At 40.7% G+C, this 25256-nt stretch carries 20 protein-coding genes; 12 read left to right on the top strand and 8 right to left on the bottom strand.

Features of this window, described 5'->3' with window-relative positions; all coding sequences use genetic code 11:
- Positions 1–17: 17 nt before the first annotated feature.
- Positions 18–3392: a tubulin-like doman-containing protein gene (locus tag B9N78_RS10035; protein ID WP_085101810.1), complete on the bottom strand. Its 3375-nt coding sequence runs from the start codon at positions 3390–3392 to the stop codon at positions 18–20.
- A 23-nt stretch (positions 3393–3415) separates the two neighbouring features.
- A complete protein-coding gene (locus B9N78_RS10030) occupies positions 3416–6061 on the bottom strand; it encodes a hypothetical protein (protein ID WP_085101808.1) in 2646 nt (881 codons plus the stop codon).
- 385 nt (positions 6062–6446) lie between these two features.
- Between B9N78_RS10030 and B9N78_RS10025 the strand changes: the two genes are divergently transcribed.
- The 10 genes from B9N78_RS10025 to B9N78_RS09980 all read left to right on the top strand — a co-directional run bounded on the left by B9N78_RS10025 (position 6447) and on the right by B9N78_RS09980 (position 15799).
- Positions 6447–6983: a metal-dependent phosphohydrolase gene (locus tag B9N78_RS10025; protein WP_085101806.1), complete on the top strand. Its 537-nt coding sequence runs from the start codon at positions 6447–6449 to the stop codon at positions 6981–6983.
- A gap of 313 nt (positions 6984–7296) precedes the next feature.
- The gene (locus B9N78_RS10020; RefSeq protein WP_085101804.1) at positions 7297–7827 is read left to right on the top strand and encodes a GAK system XXXCH domain-containing protein; all 531 of its coding nucleotides are present in this window, start codon (positions 7297–7299) and stop codon (positions 7825–7827) included.
- 11 nt (positions 7828–7838) lie between these two features.
- On the top strand, positions 7839–8981 hold the full coding sequence (locus B9N78_RS10015) for a PHP domain-containing protein (protein ID WP_085101802.1): 1143 nt from the start codon (positions 7839–7841) through the stop codon (positions 8979–8981).
- A gap of 152 nt (positions 8982–9133) precedes the next feature.
- Positions 9134–9406 carry an amphi-Trp domain-containing protein gene (locus B9N78_RS10010; protein WP_085101800.1) on the top strand — a complete coding sequence of 91 codons (273 nt, stop codon included), beginning with the start codon at positions 9134–9136 and terminating at the stop codon, positions 9404–9406.
- Between the two features lie 2 nt (positions 9407–9408).
- Positions 9409–11061 (top strand): PhoU domain-containing protein, encoded by a 1653-nt coding sequence (locus tag B9N78_RS10005; RefSeq protein ID WP_085101797.1) that lies wholly within the window; start codon positions 9409–9411, stop codon positions 11059–11061.
- Between the two features lie 20 nt (positions 11062–11081).
- Entirely contained in the window at positions 11082–11954 is an 873-nt protein-coding gene (locus tag B9N78_RS10000; RefSeq protein ID WP_085101795.1) for a GAK system ATP-grasp enzyme, read from the top strand.
- Entirely contained in the window at positions 11954–13042 is a 1089-nt protein-coding gene (locus B9N78_RS09995) for an HprK-related kinase B (RefSeq protein WP_085101793.1), read from the top strand. Before B9N78_RS10000 ends, B9N78_RS09995 begins: the two co-directional genes overlap by 1 nt.
- Positions 13043–13100: 58 nt before the next feature.
- Complete coding sequence (locus B9N78_RS09990) at positions 13101–14288, top strand: GAK system CofD-like protein (protein WP_085101791.1); 1188 nt, start codon at positions 13101–13103, stop codon at positions 14286–14288.
- Between the two features lie 32 nt (positions 14289–14320).
- Positions 14321–14626, top strand: a complete 306-nt coding sequence (locus B9N78_RS09985) for an amphi-Trp domain-containing protein (RefSeq protein WP_085101789.1) — start codon at positions 14321–14323, stop codon at positions 14624–14626.
- Positions 14627–14932: 306 nt separating this feature from the next.
- A complete protein-coding gene (locus tag B9N78_RS09980; protein WP_085101787.1) occupies positions 14933–15799 on the top strand; it encodes a nitroreductase family protein in 867 nt (288 codons plus the stop codon).
- Positions 15800–15833: 34 nt separating this feature from the next.
- Here the strand turns inward: B9N78_RS09980 and B9N78_RS09975 are convergent, their stop codons facing one another.
- Positions 15834–16334 (bottom strand): hypothetical protein, encoded by a 501-nt coding sequence (locus B9N78_RS09975; RefSeq protein ID WP_085101785.1) that lies wholly within the window; start codon positions 16332–16334, stop codon positions 15834–15836.
- A gap of 22 nt (positions 16335–16356) precedes the next feature.
- Positions 16357–19482: a PAS domain-containing hybrid sensor histidine kinase/response regulator gene (locus tag B9N78_RS09970; RefSeq protein WP_085101782.1), complete on the bottom strand. Its 3126-nt coding sequence runs from the start codon at positions 19480–19482 to the stop codon at positions 16357–16359.
- 277 nt (positions 19483–19759) lie between these two features.
- Between B9N78_RS09970 and B9N78_RS09965 the strand changes: the two genes are divergently transcribed.
- Positions 19760–20035: a DUF2325 domain-containing protein gene (locus B9N78_RS09965; protein ID WP_085101780.1), complete on the top strand. Its 276-nt coding sequence runs from the start codon at positions 19760–19762 to the stop codon at positions 20033–20035.
- A gap of 8 nt (positions 20036–20043) precedes the next feature.
- Here the strand turns inward: B9N78_RS09965 and B9N78_RS09960 are convergent, their stop codons facing one another.
- Positions 20044–20898 (bottom strand): deoxyribonuclease IV, encoded by an 855-nt coding sequence (locus B9N78_RS09960; protein ID WP_085101778.1) that lies wholly within the window; start codon positions 20896–20898, stop codon positions 20044–20046.
- A 57-nt stretch (positions 20899–20955) separates the two neighbouring features.
- On the bottom strand, positions 20956–22095 hold the full coding sequence (locus tag B9N78_RS09955; RefSeq protein WP_085101776.1) for a GAK system CofD-like protein: 1140 nt from the start codon (positions 22093–22095) through the stop codon (positions 20956–20958).
- Positions 22096–22330: 235 nt separating this feature from the next.
- On the opposite strand from B9N78_RS09955, the gene B9N78_RS09950 reads away from it, so the two are divergent.
- Positions 22331–22930, top strand: coding sequence for a YqiA/YcfP family alpha/beta fold hydrolase (locus B9N78_RS09950; protein WP_085101774.1), 600 nt, complete (start codon positions 22331–22333; stop codon positions 22928–22930).
- On the opposite strand, the gene B9N78_RS09945 is transcribed toward B9N78_RS09950, so the two are convergent.
- Entirely contained in the window at positions 22927–24096 is a 1170-nt protein-coding gene (locus B9N78_RS09945; RefSeq protein WP_085101772.1) for a GNAT family N-acetyltransferase, read from the bottom strand. The two genes, B9N78_RS09950 and B9N78_RS09945, sit on opposite strands and share 4 nt — an antisense overlap.
- 49 nt (positions 24097–24145) lie before the next feature.
- Entirely contained in the window at positions 24146–25042 is an 897-nt protein-coding gene (locus B9N78_RS09940; RefSeq protein ID WP_085101770.1) for a LysR family transcriptional regulator, read from the bottom strand.
- Between the last annotated feature and the right edge of the window lie 214 nt (positions 25043–25256).

The raw sequence follows: 25256 nt of genomic DNA, 5'->3' as shown, positions 1-25256 counted from the left end.
CAGAACAAAGATCAGATCTAAAATATGTCTTCTAGACTTTTCTGATAACTTTTCACCTTTACATTCCAGTTTCGAGCGAGCCGAGTTCCTTCAGAAACAAACTGTGAATAAATTGATGAATTTACTAAAAGGTCATTAATTTCCTGCAGTGTTTCATCCATATTTTTGACTTCATTCGTTTTGCCGTTCTTGGCTTGTTTTGCCCTTAGGATCAAATCGAACAAGACATCCATAAGATGTACGGTTGTCTTTTCGAGTTCAGCTTCAGCCGTGGCAGGTCTTTCACTTACAAAGCTTGCTATAGCATCCAGAATAGTTAATTTACCTTTGACAATTTGAACACTTCTTTCACTGAAAGACATTTTCCCGTCATCGCTTGAACGCCAGGAAGGGAGCTTGCCGATTTCAGCATTGGCCCAGTCGGATATTGAATTAACAAGAGCAGGATTATGAGGGAGCGCTTCATACAAATCATACAAACCGCCGGATACTGGAGCTCCTCCCTTGTAAACCAATTTAATAGTCTCACTCCCGGCACTGTCTTTTGTATGGCATTCCCATAATGATCTACGACCTTCAGTTCGGTTTACAAAATGTCCGAAGACCAGCCCGAGTACGAAGGCTTCATCACTCATTTTAAGGTCGCCTTCTCCTCTAATACTGTTAAGATCAGTCATATATGCAGGAAGGTGCCAGCGTTTATCCAAATGCGGGGTAACGGTCTCTCCGCCGGCAACAAGTTTTTTGATTCTGCGCATATAGGCAGTATGGTAAGAACCGTCTCCCATACTTGACCCTGGTTCTGAAGCTTTAAATTTGGTAAAATCAGAGGCAAGGTATCCATATCTTGCCGTGTATCTTATCAGTTCAGTTTCTGGAAAAGAATCATCCCGTACAAGCCTGCTGACTCCTCCGAAATTATCTTTGATCCAATCTTCTGAATATCTATCAAGAGTACCGGAATTAATCCCCCAATACTCCTGATTTTGAACTTGTCCTTTTGATATTTCAGGGACAAAAGGAGAAGCAAGGCGACCTAAAGTTGCAATCCGTTCTTTTAAATGTTCATCATTATCAATATTTCTGGACCGTGCTTCTTCAGTAATCGCTTCGAGAATATTATAGCTTAACCGGCCTGATTTTTTAATTTCTGTTTCACACCATGAAACAATTTCTTCGCCGAAATTTTGGCCTCTGGAATATCTGTCCCGGTTAGTACCGAAATGATTTTCACAAAATCTTTTGTATCTATCGTCATAAATCTTTTCCAGAAAATCAGGCGGCAACTCACTGCTTCTTGCAACTGAAGTACGCAATTCATTCCACATACTCTCTTTATCTTCTGCAGAGGCGAGTATATAAACATTCATTGAATCCTGATTACGTTCATTATCGTTCGTGCAATCTCTAAGTTCTTTTTGCAAACCGTTTCTAATCGAACGTAACTGGTCAAAATAATCTTTCCAGTCTCTTAAAAGATCACGCACACAGCTTAACAACTCTTCATAAACCAGTTCCTTAAGCTTGAGTAATCTATATACATTAAGTGCATTAAGCTGCCTGGAAGACTTTTCTTTGTATTCATTAATTAAAACTTTTAACTTGCCGCCCAATAATTTTGAAAACCATGATCCGTTTTCAATATCCCTGAACCGGTCTTCAATTGTTTCAACAACATCTCTTTTGGAACTCACATTATAAGCTTGTTTATAGTTATCGATACTTTTTTCAACGGCAGTGATTCCTTCACGAATTTTTTTCAAACGGGAATCAAGCAGATCCTCCAAACTGTACAAAACATAACGCACTGCAACCGGATGAAGAGGTGTCGGACGTTTAAGCATCCAATAACTCAGATTATATTCTGAAGTACTTACCTTATCATTCCCATTTCTTATAGTTTGATTGATAATAAAACTTTTATGACTGCGTACTGAAACAAACACCTGACGCTGATATGTTAGAAGATGACCCTCCATATCCTCAACTTCACTGGCAGCTTCATCACTTCTTTTAAGCCGACCATCATCAAGAACACATACCTGCTCCATATCATTAAGATCTCTATCATCCTTTACGATCTGCTCAATCAACTTATCTACATTCTCAAGGAATAATTGAGAACGGGGTCTTGTATCGATTGCTCTCTCACCGGGAATATGAACTGCATCATGTATGCTTAAAAAGAAGGGATCAGGGTTGTTGTCATTTGCATAATTATCAACAAGAGAAATATATCTCTTTCCAATTTTAGGACGCTCCCCGTTTACACCGGCCTGTCTGTCCCTTTCGTATTGCTTAAGCTCTTCCTCGTAATCTTTGTCCAGCCGCAGCCATTCACTTGAAAAGCTTTCATCAGCCCAGCGAAGAGCGCAATACCTGACAAGCTTATCGTAAGGGAACACAAGCGAGGCAACACCGGCTCCGCAGTAACGGTTGAGCCCGTTTTCGCTGACCAGCCCAAGAATAAAGTTATCCTCTTCGGAAAAGGAAGGACCGCTGAGAGGAGAAAAAAGCTGAAGATGAATAGTTTTAACCATCTGGTTGATATAGTTATCCAGATATTTGAGGTTTTCCCCTCTTTCATTCTCAAAATCATATAAAAAGCAAAAATCAAAAGGAAGATTCATATCGGTGACAACATGTGACTGCCTGCCGTTGATATCGACTTGGCGCGGCTTATATTCCAACTCTATCGTTGCTCCGCTATGTTTATCACTGTCAGCTCCGGCATTAATAGTTATCGCATTAAGTTCCTTAAGGCTGGCGTAGGCGTTCGCACGAACATTTTCATGGTGGTTCTTATCAAGAACGCCGCTCTGTATCAAAGGATCTGGAAGCAAAAAAGCACCGCGGACCAGCACAGCATTTTTATGAAATTCATGGGTCAGAATATCGCGGACATACATTGCGGTCTGCAAAAAAATACCTGACCCTGTTCCGCCTCCTAAAGAAGTTACAATCATAACCCTGACGCTCGGCATAGCCCGGTCGCCACGCGCCTGAAAAATATCCCGGATTTGAGAGCGAAGCTTCTCAAGTTTCCCGTCATCAATTGAAGCACGATACGCCAGCCTTGACACACATCGGACCTGTCCTGCTCCATCAGTCAGAAGTTTGCGTTTAAGTTCTCTGACCTCGCTCGGAAACCATTCGTTTACGGAGTTGTCAGCAATTTCTAAATAATTACCAACAGTCCAGTTAGTGCTGGTCTGTGTAATTAAATTTCGCAAATTTGAACATTTATCAATATCATTAATATTGGTATCAAAAGCATGAACAGCAATTCTATCGTGCATACTCGAAGGAATTTTTCCATAGATCATATCGACGACCTGTGAACCGATTCCGCCTAAACCGATAAGAAGAGTAGGAACTGTATTGAACTCCACATCAACCTCCGTAGTTGTCTTGTCTATTCATAATAGTATTCTTTAATTACATAGTCCCCGCGATCTTCAAGAGCTGATCCGCGCGGCAGGCCTTGGTCTTTGTGACCTGGAGAATCCAGAGGCACTCCATGCATGTACATAGTTCGCTTTTGACTGTGTCTAGCTATAACAATGCTTGCAGAATTATCTCCTGCTTTAAAATTCACACCCCTGACATTAATTTTCTCCGCGGTTGACGGCCAAAGCCATCTGCTTAAAAAAACACTGACCCCTTTCTTCCTTAAAAATATTGTTTGAACCCTGGGAGGAACGTCACTGCGAGTTGTTTTAAACTTAATCTTGGCATCTCGTGTAAATCTTCTCTTAGTAAGCAACCTCCAGATGAACCAAACCATGCAAAAAAAGAATAAAATCAAACCAGCCAACCACCTGTATTTTGTCAGCAAATCTGAATCCATCATTGACAGCACAATAGTTGATGAAAAGGTTTCACCGGGGAATGGACCCTGCCAGTTAATCTGGACAGGAAATTCTCCAGCTGATGCAGGTAAAGGAGGAACAAGCGAACCGAAATCAGGGGTAACAGCATAATCTCCGTTAAGTTCCGGGTTATGACTTAATTGAAATCCAGCTTCACAATCAGAGTGAGTACTAACATCCCAATTTTCCTTATTTAAATCGATGAATTTACCATTTTCACTGAGCCGCAAAATAAATGGAGGAACATTTTGTGTGGCGACAACACTGCCATTCCAAATTGCTCTATCAGGGACAAACTCTATATTTCTTTTTTGCGGGAGAATCTTAACTTTTGTATTTACGTTAGAAATTCTCAAAGCGGGGTCATCGGGAAACTGAATCTCTAAATAAAATTCAGCAGGGGCTGGAAGATTGAAATGCTTATCGCGATACAGATAAACTGTAACAGGAGAGCCTATTGAATACGCTGTCTCAGCGGAATAGCCTGTCGAATCTGAATCTTCTTGTGAGCTTATTGTTATTCCCTTTGGAATATCCCGGGCGGTCAATTTTACTCTGCTCTTATCCTGAACATTAGATAAATTCACAGAAACTGAAGCCACTTCTTTTGGTGTATCACAAAATTTATACAGGACATTCACAGTTGAAGGATAGAGAGTTGCGGTAACATTGCGCGAGCGTTTTTCTGCTTTAATTTTAAATACATCTGATTTCAAATCAAAATATCCATGTGATACAGCTCTGATTGAAATCTCTTTTAGATCGAGAGGCCCTTTTATAGCTGAAACCTTTTGCCAATTTGAAATAAACTCACTTGCTCGATTGTCATAAGCAAATGATTCTCCGATCTTTTTCATATCACTATCGAGAACGTGAACATCGATCTTACCAGCTTGATCCTCATTAAAATTCAATGTCTGGTTACTTTTATAATCTGAAAATTTTACATGAAGCCTTATTTCATCATCTCTGCACAAATCATAACCACTATTATTCTCATTTTCTTCTTTAATTCCGACACCTTTAACCTCCAGAACAGGTTGAAAGTTTATTGATGTTTCAATCAGAAGATTCTTAACTGTATAATCTGTAAAATTACCCGGGCAGTATATTTGATAAATTCCAGCTCCCATAACTTTTTCATTGCTGCCGGCGGTAGAAATAATTCCCGTTATATCTCGCGCTTCACGGTTATCCAGCTTCTGCCCGAATAATGTGGTTATTTCAGTTTTATGAGGACTTTCAACTTCAAAATGGCTAAAAGGCGTTTCGCTTCCGTCCGGCAACCTAAGGATAGAAGGGGTGGAAAAATTCTTAATCCCTTCAATTTGCTGCTGAACACTGACACGGCGCAGTGGATATGGTGATTCAAAGTCAAATGTATCACCGCAGAAATTAGGTCTGAACTTATCCTCACCTGCATCACGACCTTCAATTATAGCTGCAACTTTTTTCATTGCATCAAGAATATCTTTACCGCCTTCTGCAGCCTGAACAGTTATTAACTCTTCCACATGCCCACCAACGGATTGCCTCCATTTACTGTAAAGACTTTCATCCGGTTTTGCGCCGATAAGTAAAAAAATTACCCTGCTATCTTTTCCTGCTTTTTCTTTATATTTCTCAATGTCTTCAGCTTTTGCCTTAGCCGATCCATCAGACATTCCGTCAAATGACCCATCAGTAATAATTATCAACCAATCCTTACGCTTCTCTTTAACTCTTCTCAGCTGATTATCATTGAACTTGCCGTGATTATTCATTTTATCTGTAGCATTAAGAAAACAATCCACCGCAAAGCTAACGGATCCATACGGAGTAGTTTTTCCGCAGCCATAGCTCATAATATCGCGCAGAGCCTTTGACACTTCAGTCCCAAGATATTTTACAACCTTTGCGGACTTTTCTTCAGATTCTGAGACCTCATTAAAGGCATTCATCCTTACGACATATAATTTGTCTTCCTTGTGCATAAGGGCTGCAAGAGTTTGAAGGGCATAATTGGCATATACCCATCGATCGGTGGGATTAGCATGGATTTTTTTATTTTTTATATTAAGAGTAAAACCGCCAAACATACTCTTAGAATCATCATAAACAACAGTAACAACTCGCGCCTGTACGGGACATGCAAATCCTAAAAAAATTATGAGCAAGAACAAACATGCATGATATTTGCTTGAATTCATCTTTCTCTCCATACAATCCCTTTATAACGTTAAGCCTATATGAAATTTCTAAAAAACATTAAGCATGTTGAAATCATAATTTAATTAACTAATGCATTATTTGTATAGCGTAATATTATCAATTAAACCTCAGGTCAACTTAAAACAACCAATTTTATTATATAGAAAAAGGTATATAATTGAAAACAAATATTAGGACAGTCAAAAATTATCCATATCTAGCCCATAAATTACGATTAATTAATCAAAAACTATCAACTCAATCTAAAGTTAATCCTTCTAATCCGGCATGTTATCGGATATTAGTTTCATAATGACTGAATTTGCTTGATAGCAGTCAATAATTCTGAGATTCTGCCACCAATCAAAAAACTAAAGGTGGAACATGAATAAAAATATCCCGAATGCAGAAGAATGCGAAAGATTGCTGACAGAAGTTTTTAAACTTCCGGCAGATCAGCTTATAAATGCCGAACTTATTTGTAAGGTAGCTTTGCGAATAGGACGCGACCTGAAATGGTTACGTGACAGCGGCCCCTACATTGCCTTGATCAGGGCCGGCGCATTGCTGAGCCACGTTGCCGGTCATGGTCCTGATCATGAGCAACTTGCCGGGGCAGCACTTAGAAAACTAGGATACTCCGAAGTAGCCACGATTGTTGAAGCACACCGGGACCTCGACTTTTCAGGAGAACAGCCGGTTTCTGAAAAAGAAATCGTTTTTATTGCAACCAAACTGGTTGAAAAGGACCAGATTATCAGTGTTGCTTATAAATATGATTTTAAAATTGAAGAGGCTAAAGACAACCCGCAAGAAGTGGCTGATCTTAAGCGCAAAAAAGAAATTGCCATGAAAATTAAAACCGCACTTGAGCACGAAACAGAAAAAAATCTGGAAGAATTAGCTATCGCAGACAACTAAACATTTTTAATCATAACATACTTAATTTATAGCTCTAAACATACCTTCAACGACCTGAATCTTCCCATAAGAATCAGGTCGTTTTTATTTACTATACTGTCATAATTAAAGCTGCCCGCCACAATATTAGGGATAGCAAACCAAGCCTTTTTCTGTGTAATATTATCGGAATTGCTTTCTGCCCCCAAATTTAAGCAGTTGCACGATTGTAACATTCCCGAAACATTTACTGAATAATGTTACCCTATAATCTATAAGATTGTAGGCAATTATCATACAAGATTACCCCGCTATCAAAAACTGGAGAATACACATGGGCAACGAAAGCAAGATTGAAAAATTTATCAAACCGGATGAACTTCCAGACTTTCTGCGCAAGATGGCAGAAGCAATTGAAACCGGAAAATCGGAAGACATGCCCTATTTCGGAGTTATAGCCGGATTTAAAAAGCTTAAAATAAATATCAGCCATAATCAGGAACAGACAACTATCAAAATTAAGGCAAAACCCGCAAAACAGTCTGAAGAACAGGAAACTCCTGACGGTCTTCCGCAAAAAATTAAATACTCCAGCTTAAAAAAAAGGATGAAAGATACTTTCAAGATCATATTCAAAGACGTTCACGCAGGGACACTCCCCCCGAAAGAAGTTGTCAGCCTGTTTCTTGAAGACTCAAAATTAATGGTAACGTATGAAGGTTACGGCGACGAATATTATGAAGAATATATTACAGCCTGTGAAGAGTTTAAAATGGCACTGGATAGCAATAACATTGAAGAAATCCATAAAACATGTGACAATTTAAACAGTATTAAAGCCCACTGCCATTCTCAACATAAATAGAGAAGATTAAAATGAAAACAAACCGTGTTTGCCTTGAAGAATTTGAAGTCACCCCGGAAATAACAGATGAAGATCGTGCTATATTCTCTGCAGTTACTTCTATTGAATTAGCTGACTGGCAAATTGAACAAATCGTAAATCCTTCTCAAATCTGCCATAGACAGGAAAAAGTTCTTGCAGTGCACTGGCATCCTGAATTTATTCCCATGGATCTTATCTCAAAGCGGATAGATATCATGTTTCCTAACAGAGAAGATGAATTATTGATCCCCACGCAGCACAATGAACTCATGAGTTACGGACCATACACAGGTGTTGAAGTTGATTGCTATGCCAGCGGTTTCAACCAGAAAATTCAACTGCTTCTTCATTTTGAAAATGAAAAGGTTGAAAAGGCCCATGTTTTGAAATCAATGCTGGCTCACACGTTCAAGTATCGCACATCACAGTTATTCGAATTTATGGATTCCATCACTAAGCCGGATGAAAAAAGGGTCCATGAGGCTGCACGCGAAACAGGAGCGGATGAGAATCTGGTTGAAATGGTAAAAGTGTATGTAACCAAAATTCAAACAATGCTTGATGAAAACTGGTCAGATATTCCAAAGGATTCAGTTAAAAACAAGCTTATCAAAAACTTCTTTGATGCACTGCGGCCTAAATACGGAGACACCTCCATAAATAGAATTCAAGCTTATCTAAAAGCGGTTAAGTCGCTTGTTAAAAAAGATTTTTCCTTGAAATTTTTCTATAGGGCCACTGAAGTAATCGAAGAAGCACGAGCTCTCGGCGGATGCGTAGTAATACCGCATCCTGAAGAATTCTGGCCCATACTGCTGGCTAAATATGATGTGGACGGAATTGAGGTATGGAATCCTCAGTCTCAGCGTTATACGGAATTTCTGATTTCAGTTGTAAACGAGCAGAACATCAACCGCCGCCCCGGTAATAAAGAAATTTTGATCTTCATGGGAGACGACTGCCACATGAGTGAAAAGACTAAATCAATCGAAACACAGGATCCGGCAAAAGCAGCTCGTGAAATTGGTATGCAACCAGCTTGGAACGACCTTAATATCAGGAAAAAACTGATCATAGCCGGAATAAACAGACAGTCTGTAATTGATGAATACAGAACAAGGCTTGCTGGGTAATTATTTTCATCTTCGTAACGGGATCATCATATAATTGCAAAGAAATGCTTACTCATCATTGATACAGTGCACCACTGTTAAAGCAATATATAATTTTATCCTGATATCTTAATAAACAATACTCACTGCACGCGGCAGAACGGAGCCAATAAATGACAGCTGAAAAAAAATTTTTGTTCGAATCGCTGCAAGATTCTGAAACAATCGGCAATTTTTTAAAATCACTTATAGAAGGATTTGAATCCGGTAAAATAAACCTTTCAACCAACGGTGATGAAATTCAATTGAGTCCACATGGACTTTTAAATTTTGCAGTTAAAGCCAAAACAAAAGGCGAAAGCAACAAAATTACTATAAAAATTGAATGGAAAGAAACAGAACCTTCTGAAGAAGCTTCTACTAAAACATTAAACATAAACTCTTAATTATGCTGACATTTGAAGGTTTAGACGAAAATTTTAAATTTCTCGTGCTCGAAGTCAAAAATCAGATTTCTGCGACTCGAAAGTTTGTCAATTCCCCATCACGCTCACTCTTTCGTAAGATAACCTCGCGTGACGATTACATTGATAACCTGAAAACAATCATCGAAAACAAAACTTATTCCCGTATAAACAAAGATACTCAACTGGACGATAAAACTCTCAATAAAATCAGAGCAATCCAGCTGGCTTCAGTCAATCTTGAAAGAATCGGTGATTACTGCGTCAACATCGTCAACCAGATGGCTTACCTTGAAGACAAGGGATTTGTTAACAGATTCGAGTGCCCGGAAGCTTTTGACATCATAGAAACAACGACCGCCTCGATTGAGAAAGGATTCGATGACAAGGATATGCCTTTAGCACTTGCAATTTGTAAGTCTGAATACAATCTAGATTCCCTTTATAAAGACAATTTCAACCGTATTATGGCTGAGATGGGAAGCGGAAAGAACATACCTGACTTAGTTACAGTCCTCTTTATATTCCGCTATCTTGAAAGAATCGGCGACTCGCTTCTTAATATAGGCGAGGCAATCATTTTCTCAATCCTCGGCGAACGCATCAAGATTGAACAATTTGAATCACTGCAACATACACTCACGGTCTCCGGGTTTGACGGTTCCTTTTCAGATATCGATTTTCAAGGAATATGGGGGTCTCGCTCAGGATGCCGAATAGGCCATGTGCAGGCAAAAGACAAAGAGAACGGTCCTCCGGTTGCACAAGGAAGTATTTATAAAGAAGGTAATCTGGCAAAGATTAAAGCTGAACGCGACAACCTTAAGCTTTGGAATAAAATGTTCCCCGGCAGAGTTCCTGACATTTTCGGCTACCATGAAACCCCTGCGGAAAATAAAGCCTCAATGCTGGTAGAATTTTTACCGGGCTGCACATTAGATACAATGATTCTAACCTCTGACGATATAAATCTTGAAAACGGCCTTTTTACACTTGAGCAGACGCTGCGCCATATCTGGACAACGACCATCAAAACAGGTCCGTTTGTAACCAATTATATGGAACAATTAAAATCCCGTCAGCCCGGAGTTTTACAGGTTCACCCTGAATTCAACCGCCATGCACGATCACTCGGAGCGGAAGAAATCACATCCTCAGCAGAGCTGATTACTGAAGCAATGTCTGTAGAGCATAGTCTGCCAGCTCCTTTCACTGTGTTCATCCATGGCGACTTCAACTGCAATAATGTTGTTTACAGCAACGCAGATGAACGGATCAGATTCATCGACCTCTACAGATCACGCAACTTTGACTACATTCAGGATGTTTCTGTTTTTCTCGTATCATGCTTCCGCATGCCTATATTCGACAGGCCGATACGGAATAAAATAAATGGGGTAATATCCAGATTTTACAACTTTGCAGAAGAGTTTGCGATGGAAAAGAACGATCCCACGTGGAAGGCAAGACTGACTCTCGCACTGGCGCGGTCATTCTACACTTCAACGCGTTTTGAATTTAATTATGGATTTGCAAAAGAGATGTTTAATCGCTCTATGTTCCTCCTTGAAAAAGTTAACCGTTACAGCGACAGCTGGGATGACTTTATTCTTCCTGAAGACATTCTTCATTATTAATGCAACATAAAGGATATACTATGAAAATAGGAGTAATCGGGCTTAAGAAAGCGTGGTCTTCCGAACAACTTGCTGATGCTGTAGCCCGCAAAACAGGTCAGAAAAAAATGCTCTTCGAGATGAAGGATGTTCGACTTGATCTTCCTTCCGGAAAAGCTGTTGTTGACGGAGTCAACCTCTCTGAACTCGACGGGATCATCATAAAAAAAATCGGCAGACAATATTCACCTGATCTGCTTGATCGCCTTGAAATGCTCCGCATGCTCGAAGGACGCGGAGTTAGAATATTCTCATCCCCTTACAGCATCTTAAGAGTACTGGACAGACTGACCTGCACAATATCATTGCAACTTGGCGATATTCCAATGCCCCCTACAACCATAACCGAAGATGTAGATCACGCACTTGCCGCAGTAGAAGAATACGGTGAAGCTGTTTTTAAACCACTGTACAGCACCAAGGCTCGCGGCATGTTTGTGCTTAAACCGAACCCGCAGGCCCGCGAGACTATCGAAAAATACAGCAAAAAATATAAAACCATGTACATCCAGAAAACTATCGATCTCAAAGACAGTGATCTCGGGATAGCTTTCTTAGGCGGAGAATATGTAACAACATATGCACGCTGTAAAACAAACAATGCATGGAATACCACTACGATAAACGGCGGAAAATACGCACCATTTGATCCTCCGCAAGAAATAATTGAACTTGCCCGCAAGGCACAGTCGCTGTTCGATCTGGACTTTACCTGCGTAGATGTGGCCTTAACTGATGAAGGCCCTTTCATCTTTGAAGTTTCAGCCTTCGGCGGATTCAGAGGACTGCTTGATGCGCGCGGGATAGACGCTGCATCCATGTACGCGGATTATGTAATTGAGAAGGTAAAATAATGAATAAAAATAGTATCACACAAGCTGAAATAGTTGAAAAATACCGCAAAGAGTTTCCAGCGGAAAAATCTCTTTTCATTGATTTCGGCGGCTGCGTTATTGAAACAAAAGTTAACAGCGAAGATCTGCTTGCAGACCTCAAAAATTATTTTAAAGAATTCCTTATTTCCAGTACAAATGGTGATATTCTTATCACTGCACACGAATGCCCTCCCGCAGATTTTGGAATTGAATATATCGTTAAACAGCCTGACCCGGGCAAAACAAAGATCAAAGAAGAGCACGCAGATCTTGCAGACGGACGAGTTGTCTACAAACGATTGACTGGAATGCTCTTCGCTTTCGGACACGGCGGAAACATCGCCATCGGTCCATGCGTTGAAAATTCCAATCAGGTCATCAACTTCATCAATAACCGCTTTATTGAATATAAACTCAATCAGGGATGTCTGCTCGGTCACGCTGCCGGAGTTATCAAAAATGGTCGGGGAATTGCCATCGCAGGATTCTCAGGAATGGGAAAATCCACTCTGGCCCTCCACTTAATGAGTAAGGGAACTACTTTTATCAGCAATGACAGAGTTATGATCGAAGACAATAATTCTGAAATAACTGTCTACGGAGTTGCAAAGCAGCCCAGAATCAATCCCGGAACGGCCTTAAACAATCCTGACCTAGCGCGCATTATTGCGGAGAGTGATAAAGAAAAATTCCTGTCCCTTACGCAAACAGAATTATGGAACCTTGAACATAAGTACGATGCTCTGATTGATGAATGTTACGGCAAGAATAAGTTTATTTTGCGCGGACCTCTGAACGGGTTAGTCATTTTAAACTGGCAGAGGAATAACAGCGAAACTGTCATCAAGATTGTCGATCCTATAGAACGTAAAGACCTGCTCCCGGCTTTCATGAAAAATACAGGGTTATTCTACCTGCCGGATTCGCCTGATAAAATGGAAGACCCTGACATTGATAACTACGCAGCAATACTTTCTAAAACAAAACTCATAGAAATCAGCGGCGGTGTGGATTTTGATAAAGCGGCTGACGCATGCCTCAAATTCATGCAGCTGGGAACACTTTAAAAACAATTTAACCACATTTTATCTTAAACAGTTTACTGTATTTCTATAGAGAAATTTGATGCGTATAAAAATTGAAAAAGAAGTAAGCCTCCCAGACGGCATAAAGCTTGAAAGGTATAGAAGAACACCGGATTTAGGGCCGAGAATTCTCTTCTTCAGCGGGGGCACAGCCTTAAAACAGGTGTCCTCAGAGCTTACGCAGTACACTCACAATTCAATTCATATTATCACTACGTTTGATTCAGGAGGCAGTTCAGCTGTTATCCGTAAAAAGTTCAAAATGCCTGCTGTCGGAGACATTCGCAACAGACTCATGGCTCTTGCGGATCAATCTGTACTGGGTAACCCTCAAATTTACACACTTTTTGCTTACAGGCTTCCCAAAGAGAGCACTGATGAGTATCTGAAGGATGAACTTTACCAGCTTGAATCAGGTAAGCATCCACTGATTATGAATATTCCTGCGCCGATGCGTAAGATTATCCGTAATCATTTCCGCCAGTTCTCAGATATCATGGATGACTTTGATTTACGTGGCGCAAGCATAGGAAATATTATCCTGACAGCCGGATATCTTACAAACAGACGGCACTTAGACCCGGTAATTTTCCTATTTTCCAAACTTGTAGAAGTACGCGGCGTTGTGCGCCCGTCCATAAACAAGGACCTCCACCTTGCAGCAAGGCTTGAAGACGGAACAATAATTGTCGGTCAACACCTGCTGACCGGAAAAGAAGAAAAACCCATAACATCTCCTATTAAAGACATCTGGTTAACAGATAATTTAAACTGTAATGAGCCATGCAAAGCAAAGATTCGAACTAAGCTGAGCGATTTAATACAAAGTGCTGAATTAATTTGTTATCCACTTGGAAGTTTTTATTCAAGTGTAGTTGCAAATCTTCTTCCGCACGGAGTGGGAACGGCCGTTATGAAAACCAGATGCCCCAAAATTTTCACTCCTAACACAGGGGTGGATTTAGAGCTGAAAGGGCATACATTAACTCAGCAAGTAGAGCGTCTTTTACACTATCTGCGAAAGGACGATCCTGATAATATCAAAGTGGACGATGTATTAAATTTCATTCTTGTAGATTCAGATAGTGGAATTTACCCGGGCGGCGTTGATAAAGAAGAAATAAACAAACTGGGAATTCAGATCATCGACTGTAACCTTATCAGCGAAGAAAGCACTCCACATCTGGATGCATCTCTCCTGTCTAAAGCGTTACTGTCACTTACCTGATCAAATATTTCCGCAAACCCAGGCAGGCAATTATGAGCAAAGAGAAAAAAAATAAAGTCAGTGTTAAACAGACTCTGACCCACGATGGAGTTGTGACCTATCTTGAAGATCTCCTTAAAAGTTTTAAATCCGGACAGCTCATTATAAACAGCGCGGAAGACAGTGTGACCCTTAATCCATCTGATGAGATTAATTTTGAACTTAAAGCAGGCAGCAAGAAAGGTAAGACTAAATTCAGCATGAAGTTTTCATGGAAAGACGAACAGCCTGAAAATGACGAGCTGAGCATCAGCACAGAGGAAGCAGATAACGATTCAGACAACGCTGACAAATCCTGATAAAGTTAATCTTTTTCTGCGTACTAATCTTTTCGCAATTTCTATTACCGCTACCGCGGAATGTTCATTGAGAGCTTCAGGATTTAAGCATTAACGTAGGTTGAAAAATAACAGCATTACACATTCATGGTCGCTCATAGAAATGGGCGGCCATTCTTTTTTAGCTATTGGCACTAGTCAACCGGCAATAATGTGTTACTATTTACAATAACCATTCTAACATTCACTTAATGCTCAACTGAACTTGCAAGTTGTCCAGCTCGATGACACATCTCAGAGCATTTAACTAACTGTACAGGAAACAAGATGATTCCATTAACTATTGATACTGATCTTTGTAAATTTGACGAACTTTGCGTTCGAGAATGCCCGCTAGGGGTTCTTAAAATGGTCGAAAAAGGCCAAACTCCGATCGTAAGCCCTAGAAAAGCAAAATACTGTATTAACTGCGGTCACTGTATGGCCGTCTGTCCGACAAATGCTATAACCCTGACAGCACTTGCAGATCAAAATTCTTCTCCGCTTAAATCTGATAAAACTGCTGACTATGAATCAATTGAGATGTTTTTAAAAACCAGACGTTCTATTCGCAAGTTCAAAAAAAAACCTCTTTCAATTGACGAAATCTCTGAACTGATCCACCTGTCGGCTTATGCTCCTTCAGGACATAATGCTCAGCCTGTTTCATGGACTGTTCTGGATCAGCCTGAAAAAGTTCAAGAACTTGCTTCACTTGTAGTGGACTGGATGAACGAACTTGTGGCTAAAGAGAATCCTCTGGCGGAAAAATTATTTCTAGCTGGAATTACAAGAGCCTTCAAAGGCGGAATAGACCTGATCTGCCGCGAAGCTCCGGCTCTGGCTGTGAACTGGGCTCCAGGCATCGGAATCACCCCTGAGGCAGATTCAATCATTTCAGCAGCTCACTTTGAACTGGCAGCGCACGCTAAAGGTCTTGGAGTCTGCTGGGCCGGATATGTGATGGCAGCAGCCAAGTACAGTGAGCCGATCAGAACCTTTTTGAACATTCCTGAACAGCATATCATTCACGGAGCCTTGCTTCTTGGACACCCGGCAGTAAAATACCGTAACATACCGCCTAGGCATAAAGCTGTCGGCGAAAAAATCGGCGCAGGATTTATTTTCCCTGCACGCAAAAACGGTCATAGCTAAAAAAAGATCCTCCGGTTTAATAAACCGGAGGATCTTAACCGTTCACTTTTGATTTTTTGCCGGGACGAAACGCTGTCCACAGGAAAGACGGAGTGAAAATACGAAATGGATTTTTTACCAGAACATCCGGCATAACATGATACCAACGATACCCTAGACGGTGGTAAACTTTTTTTGCCAACGAGCCGTACCCGGACTGCTTGGCCGCCCATATTGCCGCATCTCTCTGACAGCGGGAGGAGGCGACAGCCTTAAATATTTTGTCGCTGTACCCCTTATCTGCAAGCATTGCCTTTATCCGCAAATACTCTCTATATCTGCTGACAATATCCGCCACAGAGAAAAACGCTCCTGTTACCCAGCTCAAAGCAATTGCAACGGAGGTTGCAAATCCCAGATGATGTCCATCCCTATAAAATTCTGCGGCCAGCCAGCAGAGAGTAACTATCATGCCGAGACACAGCCCAAGAACAAAGTGCGGCAAAGGAGCCACTCGCAAATAATTATTATGTCGTAAAGCGAAAGTCCTCAGCATCAAACTTTTCCGGAAACCATAATCAGGAAACCTTCTTAAGTTCAGCAAGAAGGTCCTCAATGTTGAATGGCTTAGTGATGCGGGTATCCATGCCGCAATCCTGACACAACTGCCAATACTCTAAGTCACTGTTTGCCGTAAGCGCTACAATTCTTACAGGCGAATGAAGTTTACGAATAGCCCTAGCCGCCTCGAATCCATCCATAATCGGCATCTGAATATCCATAAAAACTATGTCAAAATCTTCCGATTCAGTAAAAGTGTCTACCGCCTCTATTCCGTTTCCTACAATAACAAAATTTTTCAGTTCGATCTTTTCAAAAATTTTGCGCAGCAGAATCTGATTCATCTTGCTGTCTTCTGCAACAAGCACTTTAATTTTTGAAAAATCGTAGCTTGTATCGATATCACCTGTAGCTGGTTCCACATGATCATTGCTACCACCGACACGACATTCCAATACAGGCAAAACAAAAGAAAATACAGCTCCTCCATCAGGATTATTGCCGCCTTTAAGCTCGCCGCCCATTAGCTTTATAAGTCTGTGGCAAATAGCCAATCCCAACCCTGTTCCGCCGTATTTACGTGTAATCGAAGCATCTGCCTGAACAAATGACTTAAAAAGACTCTCTGCTCCATCTTCCGGAAGCCCTATACCGGTATCAGAAACTTCAAAATAAATTTTCTTTTTCCTTCCAGGACCTATATCAGGCACTAATTCAGCTGAAAGTATAACTTTACCGGAACTTGTAAACTTAACGGCATTTCCAAGTAAATTAACAAGTATCTGCCTAAGCCTCATGCTATCAACTTCAACGCAAACCGGAATATTCTCGGTTTTAAGAACAACTTCCAGATTCTTATTCATTGCGCCTATGTCCATAACATCCCGAATCTCTTTCAAAAACAGTGGCAGATCAAGAACGTCAGTCTGCAACTCCATATGTCCGGAATCAATTTTAGAAAAATCTAAAATATCATTTGCAATGATAAGCAGACTGTCTACTGAAGACTTGATGAGTCGTAAATTTTCATTCTGCTCAGCAGTTAATTCTGTTGCCTGAATCAGCTGAACCATGCCCTTGATCGCATTCATAGGAGTTCTGAATTCATGACTCATATTAGCAAGAAACTGCCCTTTTGCCGCATTAGCTTTTTGAGCCTCATCCTTGCTGATCCGTAATTCTTTTTCAATTCTTTTGAGTTCGGAAATGTCTTCAACAGTGGCTAAGACTCTTCCCCATGAACCTTCCATGTCAGGTGCAATGGTGCAATTAACAATAAAAAACTGTTCCTTCCCGTCTTCACGAACAAAGTGGAATTCACTCCTATGACGCAACGAACCTGAGACAAAATCCAGAAGAATAGATCTGAAATATTTCCATGATTTCTTCAGAACATATGAAGAGAATCCCAAAGCAATAAGTTCTTCACGAGATTTAGCTCCTATGAAATCCACGGCAAGATTATTTGCAGCGATAATCTTGATCAACTCAACGCATTCATGAGTTTTTTCCTGATTTTTCAGAGCATTTTCTCGAAGATTAGCAGTGGTAGTATCATCGTAAGAATCAAACTTCTTCTTCAAAAGAGAGAAATCCAGTTCCCACAATGCAACAGGAGAATTTTCAAAAATAGAGCTCAATCGTTTTTGATTGCTGAGCAGCTTTTCTTCAGCTTTTCTGCGGGCTGTAATATCAATTACAAATCCTTCAATATAACTTTGGACGCCAAATTCAGAACTAACAAGTCGAAATTCTCGGCGGGTCCACACGAGTACCCCGTCTTTACGCACACACAACACTTCACACCCTGACACTCTTCCTGAAACCCGCAGGTGATTCAGGATATCAGTTATGTCATCGTGATTATAATAAATTCCATTTTGGGCTTGTGTACCTAAAGCAATCAACTCTTCTGCATCTGCATAGCCTAAAAGGGAAGCATACGCGGCGTTGGCCGTTATATAGGTGCCACTCATATTTATTTGAAAAATTCCCACAGGAGCATTATCAAAAATATCTCTATACCGACTTTCCGCTTTAATTCTCAAATAATCTGCTAACTTTCTTTCCTCGATTTCACGCTCAAGTTCCAGACGCTGACTGTTTATTGCATCTTCACGCCTTGCAGCAGCAGCTATGTCAGTCTCGTAGACTTGCTGCATAATTGTAGATCTGACTAAGTAATAGCATCCGGCAATAACAACTAAAAATAATAAAATTGAAAAAAACAGCAGTAATTGCGGCCCTAGCAAACCAAAAAGTTTTTGTTCTTCAACCAGACTTATTATATGCAGCGAAGTTCCTTTAACTGGCGAAGAGAGTGCTAAATAATCAACTTTTCGGCCGGATTTACCCGCTTTGAGAAGAGTTACTCCGTTCCATTCTCCCCCGAGAACATCCATAAGCAATAATTGCCCGCTTTCACTGGCTGAATTATCGGTAAGTGCAAGAACTGTATGCCCGAGTACAAGAAAATCATTACCGACCGAAGGCAACGCGGTGATGTCACTAAGGCTCTCAAACAGACTATCAGGACTCACCCACCCAAGAATGGTTCCGGAATCTCCGCCAGTTCCAACGCACGGGACCCCGATAATTATAGAAAAAACTCCGCTTGAATGCCTGACACTGAACTGAGGACCATTTTCCTTTACCGCATAGTTTGCGTACGAATCATTGCCTCTGTGCAATGCACATTCACTGTCGGTATCGGCAAGCAGATCACCTTTGCTGTCCAGAACAGCTATTCTTGAAAATGACTGGTCCTGCCCTTGATATTTAGTGGAAACAGCATCTGATATCGCGCGGTAGATATTATTAAATGCAGACGAACAACTCTGATCTTGAAGATTAAAATCCGGGGAACCCTGCATTGATATAAAAGACTGCATAGCAGCACTTGAACCAAGCCTGTTAAGCTCGCGCAGCCTGCCGGAAAAGAAAAAACTGACCGCCATAGCTCTCTTTGTTGATTCCCCGATAAAAAAAGAGCGGGCAGTCTTTCTGACCTGCAACTGTGAACAATAGCTGGTCCAAAGGACGTATCCGATAACAGTTGCAAAAACTATGACCGCACTGATAAAAATCAGGCGAAATTGAAAGGTATTAGGAGAATTATCTCCGTGAGTTAGATCTTGATCCATATTTTAAAATAAGCTCATCGCTTTTATTTAGAAAGACACAGTTAAAATATATATATCGAATCAATAGCCACTGTATCAGCCTTCTTTGATATTTCAAAGTAGGTAGAAATCATTGTCTCAATATTAAAGTCCGGCGGCAGACGCGCCTTTACAGTGCCCCTAATTCATCATTTTATTTGTATACCAAATAGATTAATTAATCTAAAAAAATTATTGACAATGATTTTCATTTTCAATAGTAATTATTTAACAGAAAACAACCCTTAAGGAGAACATTATGTGCGCAGCTCTTATAGGTGGAATGGACAGGCTCAAACAAAATTATATTACATCGGCAAAGAAAAAAGGGGTCAAACTTAAAGTTTTTACAGGCAAGGAAAACAAAGTATCTGCGATGCTTGGCAGTGCTGATCACGTAATTATTTTTACTAACCAGATATCACACGCAGCTAAAATTGACATAGTAAAATATACAAAGGCGAACAACATCCCCCTGCACATGTTTCACTCATGCGGAGTTTCAACTTTAAAAAACTGTCTTGAAAAGCTATGAATTTATCGTCAAACGTTATGAAGTGACCGGAGAAGATCTATATTAAATTTATCTGATTCAAAATTTAAATCGTCCCCTTTCGGGGTTTCAATCACTTTAGGAACAGTTGAAAAGCGTGTATCGTTAATCAAACTTCTAAAGCCTTCAATACCGATTTTGCCTTTGCCGATATTTTCATGACGATCTTTGTGTGATCCGAAATCTTCTTTACAATCGTTCAGGTGAAAAAAACGGATAGAATCAAGCCCGATAAGCTGATTAAACCTTTCAAAAACCTGATTGTAAGTTTCGGGAGTGCGCAGGTCATAACCAGCGGCAAAAGCATGACAGGTATCAAAGCAAACGCCTAGTCTGTCGGAATAGCCGGAATTTTCCAGAATAGCGGCAAGCTCGACGAACCTGCTGCCTAAATTTGTACCTTGCCCGGCAGTATTTTCAATAAGGACATGAACCGCTTCTGTTTCAGACATGGATATAGCAAGGTCAAGGTTTGCCACATAACGTTCCAAGCCTTCAGCTTTACCTGCCCCTAAATGAGAGCCTGGATGAGTCACAACATACTCAATGCCGAGTTCTTCAGTTCTAGCTAACTCCTGCGCAAAGGCTTTTACAGACTTTGAAGCACTATCCGACTTTGGTGACGCTAAATTTATTAAATATGAATCATGCACAGAAACCGGATAATTACCCCACTCCTGCCGACATTTTTTGAAAGCATCTATAGTCTCAGTGTCTAAAGGATTGACCTTCCACTGCCTCTGGTTATGAGTAAAAATCTGCAAGGCAGTCCCGCGTATAGACATTATTCTTTCTACAGCTTTATCAATCCCTCCGGTAATGGGCATGTGAGCACCTATATACATAAAAACGTAATCCTTATTTATGAAAATTCAATTGGATAAAACAAATAGTTTTTTAATCTAAAGATCTTTCTGTCCGGCAAGCTTCATGAGTATCGGAGCCAGTAGATCAGGATCAATAAGCCCATCATACTTTTCGGATACAAGTTTACAATCAAGTATCTTAATGCCCAGAGTTTTAAGGACATCTAAATTCAGACCATCCTGATAATCACCGTTAGCTGAATCAATCAAGACAGCACTTAAAACAGATTCTTTTTTTATCTCTGCAGGATTATCCATTCGCAAAACTTCTAAAAGTTTTTCAATCTGCAACGGAACATCATGCCCGAGAAGTTCAGGATCATACCCCAGATTCGGAATAAAAATTTTCGGGCATGAATTTCTTGAAACAGCTTGTCCCATGCCTTTTGGAATCAGCGAAGCAAGGATGCTGGAATAAAAACTTCCCATTGGATAAACAATTAAATCCGCTTCCTTAATAAGCATCATAGCCAGTGAGGAGGCGTGAACGGAACGCGGCCAAGGATCATCAATATCCGAGCAAGACCACATACCGTCGATAGGCGATGGGACAGGCGGAACTTCTTTACCTGTAAAAAGATGTTGCCCGGCTATGATTTCGCCATTTTGCAGCCGCACTGCCAAATGTCCGCTGTCAAGTGAGGCGGCACGGACAATCCCTCTAGCCCGGACAAGTCTGGAAAATTGAGCTATAGGAGGAGCAAGCACACGCTTATGAACCATAAATCCGGCAGCAAGAATGATATTCCCCAGACAGGCTTTTGCCGGATCGAACTCATCTGCGGACAACTCAAGGAAAACAGCAAAAAGGTTCGAAAGGATATTGCGCACGACATCAGAAAGATCTTCCATAAGAGGATGAGTGCCATTGGCTAGATGTTGCAATTCCCCTGTTAAATCCTTTTTATCACCATATGGTGAAAAACGGGTATTCAGCAGTTTTACAATATTCGCTTTTTCCGGTTCACTGGTATCGGCAATGGATATCAGCCTGTTTCTAATATCACCGACAGCAGGCATATCAAAAATACTTCTAAGCTTTGCGGAACTACCACCTGAATCAAAAGTAGTTATAATATATGAACATTCAGGGTTAACCTTAGCGAGTTGCCCCGAAAGACCGGCAAGAGCTGTCCCTCCGCTGAAAAAAACTATTCCAGGATGATCCTTCTCCACTCCGGTCTCCTTGTAACGAAATAATATAAAGCCATACAGGCTGAAAAGGGACTTTTTGCATGAATTTATTTACCTGTAAAGAAGTATGCCTTCAAATCAAATCCCCGTCTACAGCCATAAAAATACGTTATTCAAATTATCCTTTGGCCTTAAAAGACGCCTTGTCATAATTGCATTCATGGCTTAGAAAAATATATATTCAACCACTTACACATATACTTCTGATAGCAATACAATGAAAAATATTTTTTTGAACATCCACGGCTTCGGATCATCCGGGGAAAACTCAAAGGCAGCTGCTCTTGCAGGATCTTTTCCAGACCACAAGCTTATCAGCCCTGATTTTCCGGTAGATCCGGAAGAATGTCTTGATCTCCTTGAAAAAATAATCACAGAAAATTCCGACTTCCCGCTGGTAATGCAAGGCTCTTCGATGGGCGGACTTTATGCCCTGGTTATGCATATTCGCCACAACATACCGGCTTTGCTTATCAATCCAGCCCTTAACCCTGCATCCCTTGTGCAAAAACGTCTAGGCGAAGTGTACGACTTCGGGAATGGGAAAACGATTCTGATCACAGCCCAGCATGTTGAAAAGTTTGCTGAAGTTGAAAAAGAAATAGAAAAAGCTATTCACGACGGCTTCATTGCGAAAGGTAAAGTGCTGGCTCTTCTAGGCGAGCAGGATGAAGTGCTTGATCAAACAGAAATGAAAAAAATACTTGCAAAATTGAAAGTTGAAGTTGTTTCGTTTGAAACAGACCACCACTTTGAAGGGTACGACAAAGTTACAAAAACCAATCAGAAAGTGCGGGATTTCCTGCTTGGAAATTAACTTTTAACGATCGGCATCATATCATTCATCTCATTTATATAGCCATTCTCAAGGGTATTAACTTCAAGAATATAAGTCTTAAAAGTTAGGTCCATAGAAGAATCACTAAATCTATGCAGACTATAACATGGAGACGAAAAAAATCCACGGCGGGCTTTGTGTTCACCGCCCATTCCAGGATCATAAAAATTGAGATTATGGGCTATAGCCCACTCTATCGGGGCATAGTAGCAAAGTTCAAAATGTAAAAAACGGACCTCTTCGAAGCATCCCCAATATCTTCCCCAAAGCTGATCACCCGAAAAAACAAACATCGACATGGCAATAGGCTCTTCGTGACCTTCTTTAAAAGCAACGGAAAAAAGTAAATTCTTACGCATCGATTTACTTAATCCATTAAAAAAAGTTTCATTAAGATACTTACAACTCCAGACCCCGAATTTATCATTAGTTGACACGTAGCATTTATACATCAAAGGAAAGTATTCTTCAGGTATCTCATCACCCACTAAAATTTCAACCCTTACTTTTTCTGCTTTCAACGTCTTACGTTCGCGCCGGATAGTTTTTCTACGGTTCCCGTTAAGTGTCCCTATCCATTGCTCGAAATCTTTATAATCATGATTTTCCCAGATATATCCCTGATGCTGCCATGTTGCATAACCGTAAGTTTCCATTTCTGCTGTCCAGGCGGGATCAACAAAATTAAACGCACTGCTCCCAAGGTTATTAACCGCGCAAAATCTATCCAGAGTCTGACAGACAAGACGCACAACATTTCCGGCATTAACATCAGGCGCGATCAAAAAACGATATCCTGAAGCCGGTGTATAAGGGCTCATCCCCACTAATTTAGGATAATAAGTTATGCCGCCTTTCTGAGCAACTTCAAACCAGACTCGGTCAAAAATAAACTCTCCGTCACTTTGATCACGGACATATAAAGGAACCGCCGCAACCAGCCGCCCTTCGTAGCGTACAAGCATATGAGCAGTAAGCCAGCCAGTAGCAAGGCAAACACATCCACTTTCTTCAAGAAGACGCAGCCAGTCCCACTCCAGAAATGGGAAATTTATCTGACTCGCAAGCTTATTCCATTCTTCTTTATCAACCCGCAAAATGGATTCAGCCCACGAGACTTCATAGCCGTTAAGAATATCAGTCATTATTTGACCTTTAGCGCAACCCGTACCCTTAGTTTATTAGTTTAATACATTAAATGTCGCTAGATACCGCAAAATATCCCGCAACGCTTTCCATAAATATCTTAGCTGTATTAGAACAGGAATCCTTATTCCATACCATATAAATATCCATAAGAGGAAAATCTTCCTCTAACGGGATCAGAGTGATCCCTTTACGTGAGACATGGCTGTTATCCGGTAAAAACGCTACTCCCATTCCTGAAGAAATCAATGCAGCAGCCCCGGAAAGACCGGCAACCTCCTGACTTATTATCGGCACTAATCCTCTTTTACTGAAGGCTTCCATCATAGAATCATATAAATCAGGCTGACCTGTACGCGGAAACATTATCAGCTTCTCCTTCGCAATATCCTTAAGAGTCAGCTTCTTCTTATGCGTAAAAAAATGATCATCAGGAACGGCAAGTACATGCTTTTTAGAAAACAATCTTAATGACTCAAGCCCTTCCATACCGCGCATAAACACTGTAGAAAAACCCACATCAAGATCTCCTGAGCGTATACGTTTGAGCTGAACCGTGGCCCCAAGCTGGCTTATAAGGACCGATACCCCCGAGTATTTGTTGCGGAAAGCTCTGATAGCTTCTGGAACCAGACTATCCATGGCAATCTCCATAAAACCGACTTTAACTCTTCCGGTTTCACCTTTAGCCATTCTCCCGACAGTTGAGGCGGCCAGATCTACACGCTCTAAAATTAAAACAGCCTGCTCATAAAAATATTGACCTTCTACGGTTAACCGAACGTTACGGCTGTTCCTTTCAAGAAGCTTTGCGCCGACTTCTTCTTCAAGTGATTTAATCTGCTGAGAAAAAGGCGGTTGCGCAATGTGAGCACGCTTGGCAGCCCGCCCGAAGTGGAGCTCTTCAGCAACTGCTACAAAATATTTTAACTGTCTTAATTCCATCTATTTATACACCCGGTAAGAAATATTCAGTTTAAAATATAAAATAAATTTCGATAGTTTTCTTAGGCAGATAACTGATACACTGTTTCCATTTCGCCTTCACACACTAAGACTGCTGCTGATATTATCAAATAGAATTCATAAGCGAAAGAACGCAAATTTAGCCCAGTCCCGATAATGGATATTACTGTTTTTTTTTGCTAACAAGCAAGCA

The sequence above is a fragment of the Desulfovibrio gilichinskyi genome (assembly GCF_900177375.1).
Classification (GTDB): domain Bacteria; phylum Desulfobacterota; class Desulfovibrionia; order Desulfovibrionales; family Desulfovibrionaceae; genus Maridesulfovibrio; species Maridesulfovibrio gilichinskyi.
Note: the sequence above shows the minus strand (reverse complement) of the source record. Positions and strands in the feature narration are given on the sequence as shown.

Excerpts from the sequence above, each read along its gene's own strand:
- B9N78_RS09990 (WP_085101791.1), top strand. The coding sequence starts at position 13,101 with ATGCGTATAAAAATTGAAAAAGAAGTAAGCCTCCCAGACGGCATAAAG.
- B9N78_RS09950 (WP_085101774.1), top strand. The coding sequence starts at position 22,331 with ATGAAAAATATTTTTTTGAACATCCACGGCTTCGGATCATCCGGGGAA.
- B9N78_RS10020 (WP_085101804.1), top strand. The coding sequence starts at position 7,297 with ATGGGCAACGAAAGCAAGATTGAAAAATTTATCAAACCGGATGAACTT.
- B9N78_RS09945 (WP_085101772.1), bottom strand. The coding sequence starts at position 24,096 with ATGACTGATATTCTTAACGGCTATGAAGTCTCGTGGGCTGAATCCATT.
- B9N78_RS09960 (WP_085101778.1), bottom strand. The coding sequence starts at position 20,898 with ATGTATATAGGTGCTCACATGCCCATTACCGGAGGGATTGATAAAGCT.
- B9N78_RS09975 (WP_085101785.1), bottom strand. The coding sequence starts at position 16,334 with ATGCTGAGGACTTTCGCTTTACGACATAATAATTATTTGCGAGTGGCT.
- B9N78_RS09985 (WP_085101789.1), top strand. The coding sequence starts at position 14,321 with ATGAGCAAAGAGAAAAAAAATAAAGTCAGTGTTAAACAGACTCTGACC.
- B9N78_RS10005 (WP_085101797.1), top strand. The coding sequence starts at position 9,409 with ATGCTGACATTTGAAGGTTTAGACGAAAATTTTAAATTTCTCGTGCTC.
- B9N78_RS09995 (WP_085101793.1), top strand. The coding sequence starts at position 11,954 with ATGAATAAAAATAGTATCACACAAGCTGAAATAGTTGAAAAATACCGC.
- B9N78_RS10025 (WP_085101806.1), top strand. The coding sequence starts at position 6,447 with ATGAATAAAAATATCCCGAATGCAGAAGAATGCGAAAGATTGCTGACA.
- B9N78_RS10010 (WP_085101800.1), top strand. The coding sequence starts at position 9,134 with ATGACAGCTGAAAAAAAATTTTTGTTCGAATCGCTGCAAGATTCTGAA.
- B9N78_RS09980 (WP_085101787.1), top strand. The coding sequence starts at position 14,933 with ATGATTCCATTAACTATTGATACTGATCTTTGTAAATTTGACGAACTT.
- B9N78_RS10000 (WP_085101795.1), top strand. The coding sequence starts at position 11,082 with ATGAAAATAGGAGTAATCGGGCTTAAGAAAGCGTGGTCTTCCGAACAA.
- B9N78_RS10015 (WP_085101802.1), top strand. The coding sequence starts at position 7,839 with ATGAAAACAAACCGTGTTTGCCTTGAAGAATTTGAAGTCACCCCGGAA.
- B9N78_RS09965 (WP_085101780.1), top strand. The coding sequence starts at position 19,760 with ATGTGCGCAGCTCTTATAGGTGGAATGGACAGGCTCAAACAAAATTAT.
- B9N78_RS09940 (WP_085101770.1), bottom strand. The coding sequence starts at position 25,042 with ATGGAATTAAGACAGTTAAAATATTTTGTAGCAGTTGCTGAAGAGCTC.
- B9N78_RS10030 (WP_085101808.1), bottom strand. The coding sequence starts at position 6,061 with ATGAATTCAAGCAAATATCATGCATGTTTGTTCTTGCTCATAATTTTT.
- B9N78_RS09970 (WP_085101782.1), bottom strand. The coding sequence starts at position 19,482 with ATGGATCAAGATCTAACTCACGGAGATAATTCTCCTAATACCTTTCAA.